The organism is Dactylosporangium sp. NPDC051484 (assembly GCF_040689395.1).
Taxonomy (GTDB): Bacteria; Actinomycetota; Actinomycetes; order Mycobacteriales; family Micromonosporaceae; genus Dactylosporangium.
On record NZ_JBFAZX010000004.1, the window covers coordinates 445,871 to 461,583 of the forward strand.

The following is a 15,713-nucleotide window of genomic DNA, read 5'->3' on the forward strand; positions in this document are numbered from 1 at the left end:
GTTCGGCCGTGTCGGCCCGTCCGGCCTGTCTCGGCCGGGCCGGCCGGGGCCGCCGGACGTGCCGAGCTCGACGCCCACGATCCGCCCGCCGGCGACGGCGGGCGGTGTGTGTGACTGTCCGTCGTCGGCGCAACGGCGCATCGGAGGGTTCGCGGCCCCGGCCGGCTCGGCGTGACGTGCGTTCCGATGGCCGGCGACGGACATGTGCGGCCAGGGTGGCGTGTGTCCCGATGGCCGGCGACGGGACGTGTGCGGCCAGGGGGTGTGCGTCCCAGCGACGGACGTGTGCGGCCGGGGTTGCGCGTGCGATGCGGGTGTCGGGTGGACGCGCTGGCGGGTCAGGCGGCCAGCGTGGCGTAGGTTCCGGCGGCCGAGAGCAGGGCGGTGTGCGTGCCGCGCTCGACGACGCGGCCGTGGTCGATGACCGCGATCTGGTCGGCGTCGCGGACCGTGGACAGGCGGTGGGCGATGGTGATCGTGGTGCGGCCGCGGGCCAGGTCGTCGAACGCGCGCTGCACGGCGCGCTCGGTTTCGTTGTCCAGGGCGCTGGTGGCCTCGTCGAGGACCAGGATGCGCGGGTCGCGCAGCAGGGTGCGAGCGATCGCGATGCGCTGCTGCTCGCCACCAGAGAAGCGGTGGCCGCGTGAGCCGACGACCGTGTCGTAGCCGTCGGGCAGGGACGCGATGAGGTCGTGGATCCGCGCCGCCCGCGCCGCGGCCTCGAGCTCGGCGTCGGTCGCGTCGGGCTTGGCGTATCGCAGGTTTTCCCGCACCGTCGTGTGCAGCAGATAGGTCTCCTGGTTCACGACGCCGACGATCGCGGCGAGGTCGGTCAGGCGCAGATCGCGCAGGTCGACGCCGTCGATGGTGATCCGGCCCGCGGTGGGGTCGTGCAGCCGGGCGATGAGCGAGGCGATCGTGCTCTTGCCCGAGCCGGTCTCACCGACGAGCGCGAGGGAGGTGCCGGCCGGCACGTCGAGCGAGACGCCGGCCACGGCCGCCGAGCCGCTGCCCGGATAGGTGAACGTGACGTCCTCGAAGCGCAGGTGGCCGCGCACGTCGTGGAGCGCGACGGGGTGCTCCGGCTCGGCGACCTCGACGGGCAGGTCGAGGTATTCGAAGATGCGCGCGAACAGCGCGAGTGAGCTGGTGAGCGCGACGCCGACGCCGAGCAGGCCCATGAGCGGCCGGAAGAGGCCAGCCTGCAGCGCGGTGAAGGCGACCAGGGTGCCGATGCTCAGCGAGCCCGCGGTCATCGGCAGGCCGGCGCTGAGGTAGATGATCGCCGGGATGGCGGCGAAGATGATGCTCATCGACGCCATCCGCCAGCGGCCGGCCAGCTCGGAGCGCAGCTCGAGGTCGATCAGCCGCTCGGAGGAGGCGGTGAACCGGTCGATCAGCGCGCCGCCCGCGCCCATGGTCTTGCTCAGGCGTACACCACTGATGGAAAGACCCTCCTCGATCGTCACGTTGAGGTCGGCCAGCTCGCGTTGGCGCTGGGCGGTGATCTCGCGCCGCATGCTCGCGACCTTGCGGGTCAGGTAGATCGCGGGCGGCAGCACGACGAGCGAGACCAGCGACAGCCGCCAGGACAGCGCCGTCATGGCGACGGCGGTGGCGACCGCGGTGGTGAGGTTGGACGCGATGGACGTGGCGGTGTTGGTGACGACCGTCTCCATCCCGCCGATGTCGTTGGTGATGCGCGACTGCACCTCGCCGGTGCGCGTGCGGGTGAAGAAGCCGATCGACTGCCGCTGCAGGTGCGTGAAGACGTCGGTGCGCAGCCGGTGCATGACCAGCTGGCCGACCTTGGTCGATAGCCACGTCTGGACCACGCCGAGCGCCGAGGTGATGGCGGCCACGGCGACCATGCCGAGCACCAGCCAGACGAGCAGCCGGGTGTCGCGGGCGGGCAGCGCGCGGTCGATGACCTCGCGGAGCAGGAACGGCGACGCCATCGACAGTACCGATGACACCACGATGATGAGCACGACGACCGCGAGCCGGTCGCGATGCGCGGCGAACAGGCGGCCGATGCGAGTCAGGGAGACTTGCTTGGCCTGCGCTTTCTCGGCGGCGCTGACCTTCCGGGGCCCGCGGACGCGGGTGGGGTGATTGGGCTCCAAGGGGAACGCCTCTCTGTCGGAAACATGTTGAGGTTACCTCACTATGAGGTAGCAACACCAACCCCTGCTACCGTGTTCCCGTGGAGGACGAGAGCCTCGCTGAGCTCTTCTGGAGCGTGGCGCGCCGGCTGCGGCACCGCTCGCACGAGTCGCTGCAGCCGCTGGGGATCACGCCAGGGCAGGCGCGCGCTCTGAACGTGCTCGCCCGGCACGGCACCATGCGCCCGAGCGAGATGTCCGAGCACCTGAAGATCGCCCCGCGCTCGACGACCGAGGTGGTCGACGGGCTGGAGGAGCGTGGCCTCGTGGAGCGGCTGCCCGACCCCGCCGACCGCCGGGCGACGCTGGTGGAGCTCACGCCTTCCGGCGGTAGCGTCGCGGGGAGCATCCGTGCCGAGCGCGGCGTCGAGGGCGAACGCTTCTTCGCCGCCCTCCCGCCGCGGGACCGGGCGGAGCTGGCCCGCATACTCACCGCACTGCGGGTATCAGAACCTCCGTGATCAACGCGCGCGAGCACGGCATGGTCGGTGACGGTGTCACCAACGACCAGCCGGCGCTGCAGCGGCTGGTCGACGCCGGCCCGCCCGGCGAGGTGATCTACTGCCCGGCCGGGACGTATTTGATCCGCGACGTCGCCACCGTCTGGCGCACCGGCGTGTCGCTGATCGGCGACGGCCCGTCGGCGACCCGTTTCGTGCTGTCCAACCCGGGCGCGCCGGGCGTCCCGGTGCCGCTGACGTTCTGGACCACGCTGCAACACGGTGCCTCGCCGGAGCGCGCGATCGCGGACGTCACCTTCGCCGGGTTCGAGATCGACGGCTCGCAGGTCACGCTGCCCGCGTATGACGTGCTGGCCAAGGGGCTCGGCCTGCAGTACGTGCTGCGCGGCTCCTTCCGTGACCTCTACATCCACGACACGCCCGCGACCGGCTTCGGCTGCGACTTCCTGCAGGACACGACCGTGGAGCGCGTGGTCGCGGCCGGTTGCGGGCGGCTGGACTCCGGCTGGGAGAAGGGCGGCGCCGGCATCGGCATCGGTGTGGGTGGCTGGGGCGCGGTCGAGCGCCTGACCGTGAGCGAGTGCGTAACGCTGCGCAACGGCACCAACGGCATCTTCGTCGAGCTGCAGGACGCCTCGTGGACCCCGCCGCGCGGCATCCGCGTCCTGGGCTGCCACGCCGAGAACAACAAGTACGGCATCTCCGACTGGGGCGCCGACGGCCTGCTCGTCTCCGGCTGCACGATGATCGGCAACCACACCGCCGGCTTCGACGTCTCCGGGCAGGGCACCACGCACATCGCTGGCCGCTACGGCGTGATCACCGGTTGTGTCGTCGACGACAACCCGGGCGACGGCGTCAGCATCGGCAACACCCCGGGCGGATACACGGTCACCGCGACGCGCATCAGCCGCAACGGCGGCCACGGCTACCGCCAGCACAACCTGCCCGGCGCGATCCGGCTCCCGGCCGCCGACATGGTGCTCGACGGCAACGACATCTGGGACAACGCGGGCGACGGCATCCGCATCGACGGCGCGTTGATCGACCCGTTCCTCGTCAACAACCGCATTCGAGGCAACGGTACGTCCACGAGCCCGTCCGCCGGCATCGCGATCAACGCCCGGGTCGTCTCGGCGACGATCCGCAACCAGCGGATCTGGGACCGCCACACCCCGCCGACGCAGCGGGCGTCGCTGGCGGTGACCGCGCACGGCGAGCTGGCCGATTCCGTGTTCCTCGACCTGGAGCCGGTCGTCGAACCGGACATGTACGCCACCTCGTGACGGGATTCTTATCCGCTTGACCGGCGTGTGACCCTCGTCGGGTGAGCGAATACCTCCGCCTCAACCGCGCCCAGTGGGACGAGCGCGCCCCGGCGCATGCGGCCTCCACCGGGTACGCGATCGATCGGTTCGTGGACGATCCCCAGTACCTCAGCGAGGTGGTCCGCTTCGACCGCCCGCGCCTGGGCGACGTGCGCGGGCTACGGGCCGTACACCTGCAGTGCCACATCGGCACGGACACGCTGTCGCTGCACCGCCTCGGCGCCCGCGTCACCGGCCTGGACTTCTCGCCCGCGTCGCTGGCGGCGGCGCGCGCCCTGGCCGAGCGCACCGGCGCGGACATCGACTACGTCGAGTCGGACGTCTACGCCGCGCCGAACGTGCTCGAGCCGGGCTCGTTCGACCTGGTGTACACCGGCGTCGGCGCGCTGTGCTGGCTGCCCGGCATCCGTCGCTGGGCCGCGGTCGTCGCCACCCTGCTGCGCCCCGGCGGCCGCCTGTTCATCCGAGAGGGCCACCCGATGCTGTGGAGCGTCGACGAGACCCGCGGCGACGGCGTCCTGGCGGTGCACTTCCCGTACTTCGAGCAAGAGGCCCCGCTCGTGTGGGACGACGGAACCACGTACGTCGAGACGGACGTCAAGTTCGTCAATAACGTCACCCACCAGTGGAACCACGGCCTCGGCGAGATCGTCACGGCGTTGCTCGGCGAGGGCCTGGAGCTGACCATGCTGCAGGAGCACGACAGCTGCCCGTGGGACCCGCTGCCCGGCTTCACCGTCGGTGACGAGCACGGGGAGTACCGGTTGGCCGAGCGCCCCGAGCGACTGCCGCTTACATACACTCTTCAGGCACGCAAGCGTTCGTACTGAAGAGGAGCCGTCGCCGTGGCCGATGAGCAGGACGTGAACGAGGTCGTGGCAGCGGCCGCCCGGGCTGCGCGGGCCGCCGCCGGTTCGCTCGCGGCGGCGCCGGCCAAGACCATCGACGAGGCCCTGCGTGGCATGGCCAGCCGCCTCGCCGCGACCCCCGGCCCGATCCTCGCCGCCAACGCCGCCGACGTCGCCGCGGCCGAGGCCGGCGGCATGAGCGGCGGCCTGCTGGACCGGCTCCGCCTGGACGAGGCCCGCCTGGCGGCGATGGCCGAGCAGCTGAACATCCTCGCCGACGTCGCACCCGAGCCGGCCCGGCGCACGGTGCGCGAGCTCGGCGGCGGCCTGATCCTGCAGGAGTGGCGGCGCCCGGTCGGCGTCATCGGCGCCAACTACGAGGCCCGCCCCAACGTCACCGTCGACGTCGCCTCCCAGCTGGTCAAGTCGCAGAACGGCGGCGTGCTGCGCACCGGCTCGGCCGCCCTCGCCTCCGCGATCGCCCTCATGGACGAGGTCGTCGCACCCGCCCTCGCCGAGGCCGGCCTCGACCCGGCCGCCGTGCAGCTCATCCGGGCCCGTGGCCGCGGCTCCGCCGAGGCGCTGGTCGCTCAGCCCGGCCTGATCCCGCTCGTCATCCTGCGCGGCAGCGGCGAGAGCACCCGCAGCCTGGCGGAGAAGGCCGCGCTGCGGGGCGTGCGCACCCTCGCCCACGCCGACGGCGGCGGGGTGCTCTACATCGACGCCGCCGCCGACCTCGACAAGGCGTTCGCGCTCATCACCGCCGGCCTCGACCGCCTCGGCGTGTGCAACCGCCTCAACCTGCTGCTCATCCACCGCGACCGCTTCGACGACCTGGTGTCCCGCGTCACCGAAGCGGTCGCCCCGAGGGTCGCCGTCTCGCTGCCGCCGCACGACCACCCGCTCGGGTATGAGTGGGCCCTCGACTCGGCCCGTGAGGCGACCATCACGATCGCCCCGGCCGCCGGCCCGCTCGACGCCGCCCGCATCGCCAACGACGAGACCTCCGGCCTGGCCGCCGGCGTCGTCACCGAGGACGCCGCCGCGGCCCGCGAGTTCCTGTCGGCGTACGCGGGCACCGGCGCCTTCTGGAACGCCACGACCCGCCTGCTGGACGGCTTCAAGCTGCTCAACGTCCCGGAGACCGGCATCAACATCGACCGGGTCCCCGGCCCGCGCGGCCCGGTCACGTTCCGCGACCTGTCCCTGCGCCAATACGCGGTCGTCCCCGCCGACCGCCTCACCGACCTCGACTGAGCCGCCGGCGCGGACGGCCGGGGCGGCGTCAGCCGGCGGCGCGGCGGGCGAACAGCTCGCGCTCGGTCTCGTTGCGCGTGAGTGCGGAGGCGCGGGCGAACTCGGCCCGCGCCTCCGCGCCGCGGCCCAGCCGCTCCAGCAGTTCGCCGCGGGCCGCCGGCAGGTGCGGATACGCGGCCAGCTCACCCCGCGCCACCAGCCCGTCGACGATCTCCAGCCCGGCGGCCGGGCCCTCGGCCATGCCGACGGCCACGGCGCGATTGAGCTCGACCACGGCCGACGGGGCGACGTGCGACAGCAGGTGGTACGTCCTCCGTCCCCTCCTCGAACGGGCCGGATCGGATCCGACACGCGGGTCGGGAGTTTTTCCGCGCTACGCGCTGCGGGTGATGTCCGCGACCTCCGCCGGGGTCAGCGCGATCCCGGCCGCCACGACGTTGTCCTCCAGGTGCCGCACCGAGCCGGTACCCGGGATCGGCAGGATCGCCGGCGAGCGCGCCAGCAGCCAGGCCAGCACGATCTGCCGGGGCGTGGCCTCGTACTTCTTGGCGATCGCATCGATCGTGGTGTTGTCGTCGAGGTTCTGGATCGGCGCCCACGGCAGGAACACGATCTGCTCCTGCTCGCACAGGTCGACGAGCGACTCGGAGCTGCGGTCGTCGACGTTGTACCGGTTCTGGATCGACACGACCGGGGTGATCCGCTGGGCGACCCGCAGCTGCTCCTCGGTGAAGTTCGACACGCCGATGTGACGGATCTTGCCCTGCGTCTTGAGCTCGGCGAGCGTCCCGATCGACTCCTCGAGGGGCACGGCCGGGTCGGGGCGGTGGAACTGGTACAGCGGGATCGATTCCAGCCGCAGCTTGCGCAGGCTGCCCTCGAGCGCCTCCGTCAGGTGCGCGGGCCGCCCGTCCGCCTCCCAGTGGTTGGGCCCGGGACGCACCAGGCCGCCCTTGGTGGCGATGACCAGATCCTCCGAGTAGGGGTGCAGGGCCGCGGCGATCAGCTCCTCGCTGACGTCAGGCCCGTACGAGTCGGCGGTGTCGATGAAGTTCACACCCAGCTCGACGGCGCGACGCAGGACCCGGACGGCTTCGTCGCGGTCGCGCGGCTCGCCCCAGATCCCCTCGCCGGTGACGCGCATCGCGCCGAAGCCGAGCCGATTGACGGTCAGGTCGCCGCCGACATCGATGGTTCCGGCGTTCCGCGCGCTGCTCTGCTCTGACATACGTCAGGTCTCCTTCGGAGTCGAGAATGCTCTCACCCCGAATCTATCCACGCGTCCGGGCGCGCGGCACGCGGAGCGATCCGGCGGGGCGGGCGAAGCCGCGCTTCATCCGGCACATCGCCTGCTTCGGATGCCGGGTAAACGGGGCGGTCCTGTGAGAATCTGCAGTATTTTGCCTATGGATTAGCGCAGATCAGCCTGGGTATGGTGACGCGCGATCACCCGACCACTGCACCGCCGAGCACTGGGAGTGAGCAGCATGACCGCGCTTGACCCGACCGGAATCGACCCGAACAGCCCCGAGGCCCGGGCCCGCGAGACGGCGCGCCGCGAGGCGGAGCGGCAGCAGAGCCTGGAGCACCAGCTGGCCCGCGGCGGCCACGTGGACGAGGGCCCCGTCGACTCGACGGGCCGCAGCATCCGTGACCCGCGCCGAGGCACCCAGCTCGACGAGGACATCTGAGGACTGTCCGACGCCCGCCCGCATCGTCGCCGACGGCGGGCGGCCACCGCACCGCACATTGACGAAGCCCTTCCGGGCTCGCCGCGCTGAGCGCCGGCATCGCGGGTTTCGTCATGCTGTCCGCGCACTGGCACGGCTGGTTCGACCCGCACGTGTACCGTGGCGCGATCCGGCTCTGGCTCGACGGCGGCGACCTGTGCTCCTGACGCCGGCCCGGCCCGGTGCGCGGCTACGGGTTCATCTCCCCGCCGTTCGCGGCGGCCCTGACGATGCTCAGCGCCGGCTCGATGGCCGGCATCGCCGCGCTGCTGTGGGTGCGCTTGCGCCGCGCGCCTGGCGTGGCTCGTCGCACCGGCAACGTCCCGGCAACGCTGGGGTGGCCTGATCTGGCACGTCTCGCGGGTCGGCGAGGTGGGCGAGCCCTCCGGCCGGCCCCTCGCCGGCGCCCTGCACCGGCTGCACGCCCCGGAGGCGGTGTGGCCGCCGCTTGCGCTCGCCGTCGTGTCGCCGGTCAAGTCGTCCGATGACTGGACCGGCCCGGTGCTCACCGGGCTCGCGATGCGCCTGATCAGCCCATTCGCCTGGGTGTACCACCTGATGCGGGAACTGCCCGCCGCACCGATGCCGCTCGAGCGGCGCCGCTGGGTTGCCGCGGTTGTCCTGGCCGTGCTGGCGCTCCGCCTGGTATGGCTGGTCCCGGCACTGATCCTGCTCACGCTGGCCGGCGTTGTGCTGCTGGAGGCGCTGCCGCGTGAGCCGCCTCCGCCCCGCCCGCCGGCGAACCCGCGTGACATCGGACGGTCATCCGCCGCAGCGCTCCTGTCAAGCCCTTGTGTCCGGACGCGTCGGGCTGATAGACAGCAATCCTCCGATGTATTTGGGAGTCCTACGTGAACGGTGAGTTCGACGGTCTCGCCGCCGTCGTGACCGGCGGCGCCTCCGGGATCGGGCTGGCCACGGCCCGGCACCTCGCCGCCCGCGGCGCCCGGGTGGCCAGCCTGGACCTGCGCGCCGACGACCTGCCCGAGAGCATCGCCGGTTTCGTCGCCGACGTCGCCGACGACACCGCCGTGCGTGCCGGCGTGGCGGCTGCGGCCGAGCGCCTCGGCGGGATCGACATCCTCGTCAACAACGCCGGGATCGGCGCCATCGGCACGGTCGAATCAAACCCCGACGACGAGTGGCACCGCGTCTTCGACGTCAACGTCGTCGGCCTGGTCCGGGTGACCCGCGCAGCGCTGCCGCACCTGCGCCGCTCGACCCATCCCGCGATCGTCAACACCTGCTCCATCGCAGCGCACGCCGGCCTGCCCGACCGGACCCTCTACAGCGCCACCAAGGGCGCCGTGCAGGCGTTGACGGCGGCGATGGCGGCCGACCACGTGCGCGAAGGCATCCGGGTCTGCTGCGTCAATCCCGGCACCGCCGACACGCCGTGGGTGCGCCGGCTGCTCGACCAGGCCGAGGACCCGGAGGCCGAGCTGGTCGCGCTCAGCGCCCGGCAGCCGACCGGGCGGCTGGTCAGCGCCGAGGAGGTCGCGCACGCCATCGCCTACCTGGCCAGCCCCCTGGCCAGCGCGACGACGGGCACCGTGCTGTCCGTCGACGGCGGCATGCACGGCCTGCGCCTGCGGGCCCGGCCGTGAGGCCTGACAGACTCGGGCTGGGCTGCGCCCAGCTCGGCAACCTCTACCGCGAGCGCACCGACGAGGGCGCCCGCGCGATCGTCGACGCCGCCTGGGACGCCGGCATTCGGTACTTCGACACCGCCCCGCACTACGGCATCGGCCTGTCCGAGCGTCGCCTGGGCGCCGCGCTGCGCGACCGGCCACGCTCGCAGTACACCGTCAGCACCAAGGTCGGCCGGCTGCTCGAGCCGACCGGCGAGGGCGGCGACGACCTCGCCGACGGGTTCGCCGTGCCCCGCACCCACCGGCGGGTCTGGGACTTCACCCGCGACGGGGTGCGCCGCTCGATCGAGGAAAGCCTGGCCCGGCTCGGCCTCGACCGGGTCGACATCGCGCTGCTGCACGACCCCGAGCACCACCCCGAGGAGGCGCTGCGGCAGGGCTTCCCGGCCCTGGCCGAGCTGCGCGCCGAGGGCGTCGTGCGCGCCATCGGGGCCGGCTCCAAGGACGCGGCCGTGCTGACCCGGGTCGTCGCCGAGTGCACGCCCGACGTCGTGATGGTCGCCGGGCGCTTCACGCTGCTCGAACAACCCGCCGCCGAGCGACTGCTGCCGGCATGCGCCGCGGCCGGCGTCGGAGTGCTCGCCGCCGGGGTGTTCAACAGCGGGCTGCTCGCCGAGGACCGGCCGCGGGACGGGCTGCCGTATGAGTACGGCGCCGCCCCCGCCGACCTCGTGCGCCGGGCCACCGAGATCGCCGGCGTCTGCGCCGAGCACGGCACCACGCTGCCGGCCGCCGCCATCGCCTTCCCCGGCCGTGACCCGGCCGTCACCACGGTCGTCCTCGGCGCCGACTCGGCCGAACAGGTGCGCCGCAACGCCGCGCTGTTCGACGCGCCGCCGCCGGACTCCCTGTGGCCGGCGTTGACCGGGCGGGGGCTGCTGTGATCGTCGACGCGCACCACCACCTGTGGCATCTGGGCGGCGGCTACGACTGGCTCGACGCGCCCGAACTCGCCCCGATCCGGCGTACCTTCGGCCCCGGCGACCTGCGGGCGGAACTCGCCGCCGCCGGCGTGACCCACACCGTGCTCGTCGAGGGCGGGCGCTGCGACCCCGACGAGGCGGCGCTACTGCTCGGCCACACCCGCGACACCCCCGAGATCGCCGGCGTCGTCGCCTGGGACGACCCGGCCGCGCCGGTCTTCCCGGCGTACCGGGACCTGCCCGGCGCCGAGCACCTCGTCGGGCTGCGCGCCCAGGTGCAGGCCGAGGACGCCGGATACCTCGACCGTGCCGACGTGCGCGCCGGCCTGCGCCGCATCGGCGCCGCCGGGCTCGTCTTCGACCTCGTCATCCGCGCCGACCAGCTACCCTCCGCCGCGCGGGTCGCCGCCGCCCTCCCCGACGTCCGGTTCGTCCTGGACCACCTGGGCAAGCCCCGCATCCGAGCCGGCGACCTCGCACCCTGGCGCGCCGCGATCGCCGCCCTCGCCGCCCGGCCCAACGTCGCGGCGAAGCTGTCCGGCCTCGTCACGGAGGCCGACTGGGAGCATTGGAAACCCCAGGACCTGCAGCCGTACGCCGAGCAGGCCCTCGATCTGTTCGGGCCGGCCCGGCTGATGTTCGGCTCGGACTGGCCGGTCTGCCGCCTGGCCGCGCCCTACGGGCGGGTCCTGGCCGTCGCCGACGAGCTGATCACCCCGCTCACCAGTCCCGCGGAGCGCGCGCAGGTGTTCGGCGGCACAGCCGCCGAGATCTACCGTCTGGACGTTGGCGCCGCGGGCGTAGAGTCGCCGCGGAGGGACCCATGGCACTGACCGACGAGGCAATCGACAAGATCAAGGGCATGATCACTTCGGGCGAGCTCGGCCCGGGGGACCGGCTGCCCAAGGAGGCCGACCTGGCCGAGCGCCTCGGCCTGTCGCGCAACTCGCTGCGCGAGGCGGTCAAGGCCCTGTCGATGATCCGCGTCCTGGACGTCAGGCAGGGCGACGGCACGTATGTCACCAGCCTTGAGCCAAACCTGCTGCTCGACGCGCTGAGTTTCGTGGTCGACTTCCACCGCGACGACACCGTCCTGCAGTTCCTCGAGGTGCGCCGCATCCTGGAGCCCGCGGCGACCGCCCTGGCCACCGAGCGGATGAGCGAAGAGGACGTGGCGAAGCTGCAGACGGTGCTCGACGACCTCGGCGCCGACCCGACGATCGAGGCCCTCGTCGCCAACGACCTGGAGTTCCACCGCCTGATCGCGGCCGGCGCCGGCAACGCGGTGCTGTGCTCGCTCATCGACGGCCTGTCCGGCCCGACCACCCGTGCGCGCATCTGGCGCGGCCTGACCCAGGAGGGCGCCGCGGCCCGCACACGCGAGCAGCACCAGGCCATCGTCGACGCGATCGCCACCCGCCAGCCGGACCTGGCCCGCGCCTGGGCCTCGATCCACGTGGCCGGCGTCGAGGAGTGGCTGCGCCGGGCTCTGTAGCGCTGTGTTGGCTGCGCCTTCGGCGCGGCGGGGGCCCACCCCGCACCCCCATGCCTCGCTTCGCTTCGGCACTGGCCGCGCTTCGCTGGCCAGATCACCTGCTCTCTCGGCGGCATCGCTGCGCTCTGCGCCCTCGTCTTGCCGATCCCGGGCTCGCCGCGCGACAGCAGGCAGGGGCTGGTCGGGGCTGCGCCCGGCAAGCAACGCCTTGATCGGTTCCAGCCATGAGACGCTGCTCAAGGCGATTGATCTGTATCTGGCAAGGTCCTTTACAAATATCATGATCATCTATTGATTTTTGTCTGGATCAAGCCCAAACTGACCCCACGGCGCCGGCGCTCCGCCTGTCGTGCCGAGAGCCGGTCGGCACGCGCACCGCGCAACCGGACCCATACCCAACATCTCTGGCGAGCCCTCCTGCTTCGCCGTCCCTCGGCTGAACCGCACGCAACATGCTGCGCGTTCCGCGGAAGTTCGTTCGGATCACAGAGCCGGGCACGCCACACGCGAGGCTTCGAGCCGCGTGGGAGGAACCATGTCGTGTTCATCCGCCCCAGTCCACCCGAGTCGCCGACCTCTACGGCGACGACTCCGACACGCGCTGCACACGATCGTCGTCGGCGCCACCATGACCAGCCTGCTCGTCATCGGCGCGCATTCAGCCCAGGGCGCCGTCTCCTTCGAGGTGCAGAGCCTCGACGGCAGCCGCAACAACCTCGCCCGGCCGGCCCAGGGCCAGGCGGGCACGGCCTACTCCAGGGTGGCCGCCGCGCGGTACGCCGACGGCCGCGGCCAGCCCGTGGCCGGACCGAACAGCCGCCAGGTCAGCAACCGCATCTTCAACGACGTGCACCAGAACATCTTCTCCGAGCACCGGGTGAGCCAGTGGAGCTGGACCTGGGGCCAGTTCCTCGATCACACCTTCGGGCTCGCCGCCGGGGGTACCGAGGCCGCGAACATCCCGTTCAACGCCAACGACCCGCTGGAGACCTTCTCCAACACGCTGGGCGTCATCCCGTTCACCCGGGACCTCAGCGCGCCGGGCACCGGCGTCACCAACCCGCGCCAGCAGGTCAACACCGTCAGCTCGTACATCGACGCGTGGGCCGTGTACGGCGGCACGGCGCAACGTCTGGAGTGGATGCGCGACGGGCCGTTCGACAACAACATGGCCAACAACGCCGCGACCCTGATGCTGCCGGGCAGCTACCTGCCCCGCCGCACGGCCCGGGGCAACCCGGCCGCCGCCCCGGTGATGAACGTCGACGGCCGGCTCGCGGCGAACCCCAACAACGCCGCGGTCGCGGGTGACGTGCGAGCCAACGAGAACCTCGCGCTGACCGCGACCCAGACGCTCTTCGCCAGGGAACACAACCGGATCGTGTCCATGCTGCCGAGCTCGCTCAGTGCCGAGGACCGGTTCCAGATCGCCCGGCGGATCGTGATCGCCGAGCAGCAGTACATCACCTACAACGAGTTCCTGCCGGCGATGGGCGTCAACCTGCCGCGGTACACCGGCTACAACGCCAACGTGGACACCACGTTGAGTAACGAGTTCGCCGTCGTCGGGTACCGCGCGCACAGCCAGATCCACGGCGAGTTCACGGCGCAGACGCAGGCGTCGCGCTACACGGCGACCCAGCTGGCCGCCTTCCGGGCGCAGGGCCTGGACGTCGAGGTCGACGGTGCGAACGTGGCGATCGGCATCCCGCTGAACGTCGCGTTCTTCAACCCGGACCTGCTGCCCGCCATCGGCCTCGGGCCGTTCCTGACCAGCCTGAGCGAGTCGCAGTACAACAACGACGAGATGATCGACAACCAGCTGCGCAGTGTGCTGTTCCAGGTGCCCGTCACGGGCAACCCGACCTGCCTGGACGGCCCGACGCTGCCCGCCTGTTTCACCGGCGTCGTCGACCTCGGCGCGATCGACATCGAGCGCGGCCGCGACCACGGCATGCCCAGCTACAACCAGCTCCGGCAGGCGTACGGGCTCGCGCCCAAGACCTCGTTCACGGCCATCACCGGCGAGGCCACCGACGCATTCCCGGCCGGCTCCGGCGCCGACAACCCAAACAGTCTCGACTTCCTGCGTACCGCCGACATCAACGGCACCGCGACGGTCGTCGGCGCTGCGGACGGCTCGACCTCGGGCGTGCGCCGCAGCACCACCGCCGCGCGGTTGCGCGCGGTGTACGGCAATGTCAACAACGTCGACGCCTTCACCGGCATGATCGCCGAGCGGCACATGCCCGGCAGCGAGTTCGGCGAGCTGCAGCGCGCGATCTGGACGAGGCAGTTCCTCGCGCTGCGCGACGGCGACCGGTTCTTCTACGGCAACGACATGGGGCTGACGACGATCGCCTCGCAGTACGGGATCGACTTCCACACGACGCTGGCCCAGGTCATCTCCCGCAACACCGACACACCGGCCGCCGACATCAACCCCAACGTGTTCCTCGTCGCCGACGACGACCTGCCGCCCGCGACGTGCAAGGTGGCCTACCGGGTGGTCACGACCTGGCCCGGGTTCTTCCAGGTCGACATCAGCCTGACCAACCAGTCCGGCGTCGCGTTCAACGGCTGGAACCTGCAGTGGCAGTTCGCCAACGGCCAGGCCTTCTCCCAGGGCTGGAACGGCACCTTCAGCCAGAACGGGGTGACGGCGAACATCGCCAACGCGAGTTGGAACGGCGTGCTCGCCGCCGGAGCGACGCTGACGGGGGTGGGCTTCAATGGCACCTGGGACGATGTCACGGGTGCGCTACCGGTGAACTTCACGATCAACGGCAAGCGCTGCGCGCTCGGCTAGCACGCCAGCGCCGCGGGACGCCCGCCGTCCCGCTGGCACACTACGGAACCCGGGGATGCCCCGGCCGCGAGGCTGGGGCATCCTGACGGTCCGCGTGCACCATGTGCGATGCGACCATTTGAGTAAGTCGATGTCCTAAGCGGACCGTGTGGGGATGGCAGACGTGGAGGGCGAGCTACTACCAGCTAATTACCATGGTGCCGGATCTGCTGGAGCGGGGCGCCGTCGCGGCTGATGATCCAGAAAGCCCATCCGTTGCGGTGAGGCGAGACGGATGGATTGTAGTGGCTGACCACGGCGCGTGCTGCTTCGCTTGGGGTGCGGTACTCCCTCCCGGCCAACGGTCCGTCGGCGATCTCGATGCGACCCGGGCCACGCACGAACGTTGCTCGCGTGCGATGACCGGCATAGTCGGCGTGGATCGCCACCTCCTCGTCCGTGTCGGCCGGCACGGGACCTGTCGATGCTCGTGCCTCGGCGACCAGCCGTGCTACGACCTGTCCCTTCGTGATCCTCGCGATCGACGCGGCGAACGTGAGGTACTGATCCGTCGCCTCGTCAATCTCGACACTTGGCATAGGACTCCGCCTCTTTCGGAGACTCTGAAGATTCCTGGATTCTGCCTGTCCTTCGGCCGAAGGGCAAGCGTCGCGACGAGTTCCGGTCGGCTGTGCAAACGTCGTGGTGTCGACTTCCGCAACCCGGGCCGCGTCGCGGCTGGTTCCGCGAACTCGCAGCCACTGCTGTGCACCCTGACCTCCTGCTATTCGACGCCTCTCGCGACGTCTAGTGTCTCGTGATCCTGCTGTCGTTACTTCGAGTTGTTGTCGACGAGTTGCTTGATGCTGGTCTGGACCCAGCGGACCTTGGCGAGGATCTCGTCGGCGGTGGCGGTCCAGGTGAAGGGTTTGGCGTCGGTGTTCCAGTGTGCGACGTAGTCGCGGATGCGGACGATGAGGGCGTTGACGGAGGTGAACGTGCCGCGGCGGATGGACTGGCGGGTGATCAGCCCGAACCAGATCTCGATCATGTTCAGCCAGCTGCT

General features: G+C 71.5%; 16 protein-coding genes and 1 pseudogene. 11 read left to right on the forward strand and 6 right to left on the reverse strand.

The features are described 5' to 3' along the window. Positions 1-338: 338 nt before the first annotated feature. Positions 339-2,126 carry an ABC transporter ATP-binding protein gene (locus AB0367_RS10825; protein ID WP_366226012.1) on the reverse strand — a complete coding sequence of 596 codons (1,788 nt, stop codon included), beginning with the start codon at positions 2,124-2,126 and terminating at the stop codon, positions 339-341. Between the two features lie 80 nt (positions 2,127-2,206). On the opposite strand from AB0367_RS10825, the gene AB0367_RS10830 reads away from it, so the two are divergent. The 4 genes from AB0367_RS10830 to AB0367_RS10845 are packed head-to-tail and all read left to right on the forward strand — an operon-like array spanning position 2,207 to position 6,059. After that, positions 2,207-2,626 carry a MarR family transcriptional regulator gene (locus tag AB0367_RS10830; protein WP_366226013.1) on the forward strand — a complete coding sequence of 140 codons (420 nt, stop codon included), beginning with the start codon at positions 2,207-2,209 and terminating at the stop codon, positions 2,624-2,626. After that, a complete protein-coding gene (locus AB0367_RS10835) occupies positions 2,623-3,912 on the forward strand; it encodes a right-handed parallel beta-helix repeat-containing protein (RefSeq protein ID WP_366226014.1) in 1,290 nt (429 codons plus the stop codon). Before AB0367_RS10830 ends, AB0367_RS10835 begins: the two co-directional genes overlap by 4 nt. 41 nt (positions 3,913-3,953) lie before the next feature. Then, positions 3,954-4,784, forward strand: a complete 831-nt coding sequence (locus AB0367_RS10840; RefSeq protein ID WP_366226015.1) for a class I SAM-dependent methyltransferase — start codon at positions 3,954-3,956, stop codon at positions 4,782-4,784. A gap of 15 nt (positions 4,785-4,799) precedes the next feature. Beyond that, a complete protein-coding gene (locus AB0367_RS10845) occupies positions 4,800-6,059 on the forward strand; it encodes an aldehyde dehydrogenase family protein (protein WP_366226016.1) in 1,260 nt (419 codons plus the stop codon). A 28-nt stretch (positions 6,060-6,087) separates the two neighbouring features. Here the strand turns inward: AB0367_RS10845 and AB0367_RS10850 are convergent, their stop codons facing one another. Together AB0367_RS10850 and AB0367_RS10855 are read right to left on the reverse strand one after the other, a co-directional pair. Then, complete coding sequence (locus AB0367_RS10850) at positions 6,088-6,333, reverse strand: hypothetical protein (protein ID WP_366226017.1); 246 nt, start codon at positions 6,331-6,333, stop codon at positions 6,088-6,090. Between the two features lie 99 nt (positions 6,334-6,432). After that, entirely contained in the window at positions 6,433-7,287 is an 855-nt protein-coding gene (locus AB0367_RS10855) for an aldo/keto reductase (RefSeq protein ID WP_366226018.1), read from the reverse strand. Between the two features lie 259 nt (positions 7,288-7,546). Here AB0367_RS10855 and AB0367_RS10860 point away from each other — a divergent pair, with 259 nt between their 5' ends. Beyond that, positions 7,547-7,750, forward strand: a complete 204-nt coding sequence (locus AB0367_RS10860; protein WP_366226019.1) for a hypothetical protein — start codon at positions 7,547-7,549, stop codon at positions 7,748-7,750. Positions 7,751-7,979: 229 nt separating this feature from the next. Here the strand turns inward: AB0367_RS10860 and AB0367_RS10865 are convergent, their stop codons facing one another. Beyond that, positions 7,980-8,102, reverse strand: coding sequence for a hypothetical protein (locus AB0367_RS10865; protein ID WP_366226020.1), 123 nt, complete (start codon positions 8,100-8,102; stop codon positions 7,980-7,982). A 59-nt stretch (positions 8,103-8,161) separates the two neighbouring features. On the opposite strand from AB0367_RS10865, the gene AB0367_RS10870 reads away from it, so the two are divergent. The 6 genes from AB0367_RS10870 to AB0367_RS10895 all read left to right on the forward strand — a co-directional run bounded on the left by AB0367_RS10870 (position 8,162) and on the right by AB0367_RS10895 (position 14,668). Then, positions 8,162-8,644: a hypothetical protein gene (locus tag AB0367_RS10870; RefSeq protein WP_366226021.1), complete on the forward strand. Its 483-nt coding sequence runs from the start codon at positions 8,162-8,164 to the stop codon at positions 8,642-8,644. Then, the gene (locus AB0367_RS10875; protein WP_366226022.1) at positions 8,641-9,396 is read left to right on the forward strand and encodes an SDR family oxidoreductase; all 756 of its coding nucleotides are present in this window, start codon (positions 8,641-8,643) and stop codon (positions 9,394-9,396) included. The genes AB0367_RS10870 and AB0367_RS10875 overlap by 4 nt, the downstream gene beginning before the upstream one ends. Then, on the forward strand, positions 9,393-10,325 hold the full coding sequence (locus AB0367_RS10880) for an aldo/keto reductase (protein WP_366226023.1): 933 nt from the start codon (positions 9,393-9,395) through the stop codon (positions 10,323-10,325). The genes AB0367_RS10875 and AB0367_RS10880 overlap by 4 nt, the downstream gene beginning before the upstream one ends. Continuing rightward, positions 10,322-11,197 (forward strand): amidohydrolase family protein, encoded by an 876-nt coding sequence (locus AB0367_RS10885; protein WP_366226024.1) that lies wholly within the window; start codon positions 10,322-10,324, stop codon positions 11,195-11,197. The genes AB0367_RS10880 and AB0367_RS10885 overlap by 4 nt, the downstream gene beginning before the upstream one ends. Further along, complete coding sequence (locus tag AB0367_RS10890) at positions 11,188-11,859, forward strand: FadR/GntR family transcriptional regulator (protein ID WP_366226025.1); 672 nt, start codon at positions 11,188-11,190, stop codon at positions 11,857-11,859. Before AB0367_RS10885 ends, AB0367_RS10890 begins: the two co-directional genes overlap by 10 nt. A 628-nt stretch (positions 11,860-12,487) precedes the next feature. Then, positions 12,488-14,668 carry a peroxidase family protein gene (locus AB0367_RS10895; protein ID WP_366226026.1) on the forward strand — a complete coding sequence of 727 codons (2,181 nt, stop codon included), beginning with the start codon at positions 12,488-12,490 and terminating at the stop codon, positions 14,666-14,668. 185 nt (positions 14,669-14,853) lie between these two features. On the opposite strand, the gene AB0367_RS10900 is transcribed toward AB0367_RS10895, so the two are convergent. Both AB0367_RS10900 and AB0367_RS10905 read right to left on the reverse strand, forming a co-directional pair. Next, positions 14,854-15,246 (reverse strand): hypothetical protein, encoded by a 393-nt coding sequence (locus tag AB0367_RS10900; protein ID WP_366226027.1) that lies wholly within the window; start codon positions 15,244-15,246, stop codon positions 14,854-14,856. A gap of 233 nt (positions 15,247-15,479) precedes the next feature. Further along, positions 15,480-15,713, reverse strand: a pseudogene (locus AB0367_RS10905) (IS630 family transposase); the annotation flags it as partial.

Bases quoted from the DNA above. Each gene is read 5' to 3' on its own strand.
- AB0367_RS10855 (WP_366226018.1), bottom strand. From the start codon at position 7,287: ATGTCAGAGCAGAGCAGCGCGCGGAACGCCGGAACCATCGATGTCGGC.
- AB0367_RS10860 (WP_366226019.1), top strand. From the start codon at position 7,547: ATGACCGCGCTTGACCCGACCGGAATCGACCCGAACAGCCCCGAGGCC.
- AB0367_RS10890 (WP_366226025.1), top strand. From the start codon at position 11,188: ATGGCACTGACCGACGAGGCAATCGACAAGATCAAGGGCATGATCACT.
- AB0367_RS10895 (WP_366226026.1), top strand. From the start codon at position 12,488: ATGACCAGCCTGCTCGTCATCGGCGCGCATTCAGCCCAGGGCGCCGTC.
- AB0367_RS10900 (WP_366226027.1), bottom strand. From the start codon at position 15,246: ATGCCAAGTGTCGAGATTGACGAGGCGACGGATCAGTACCTCACGTTC.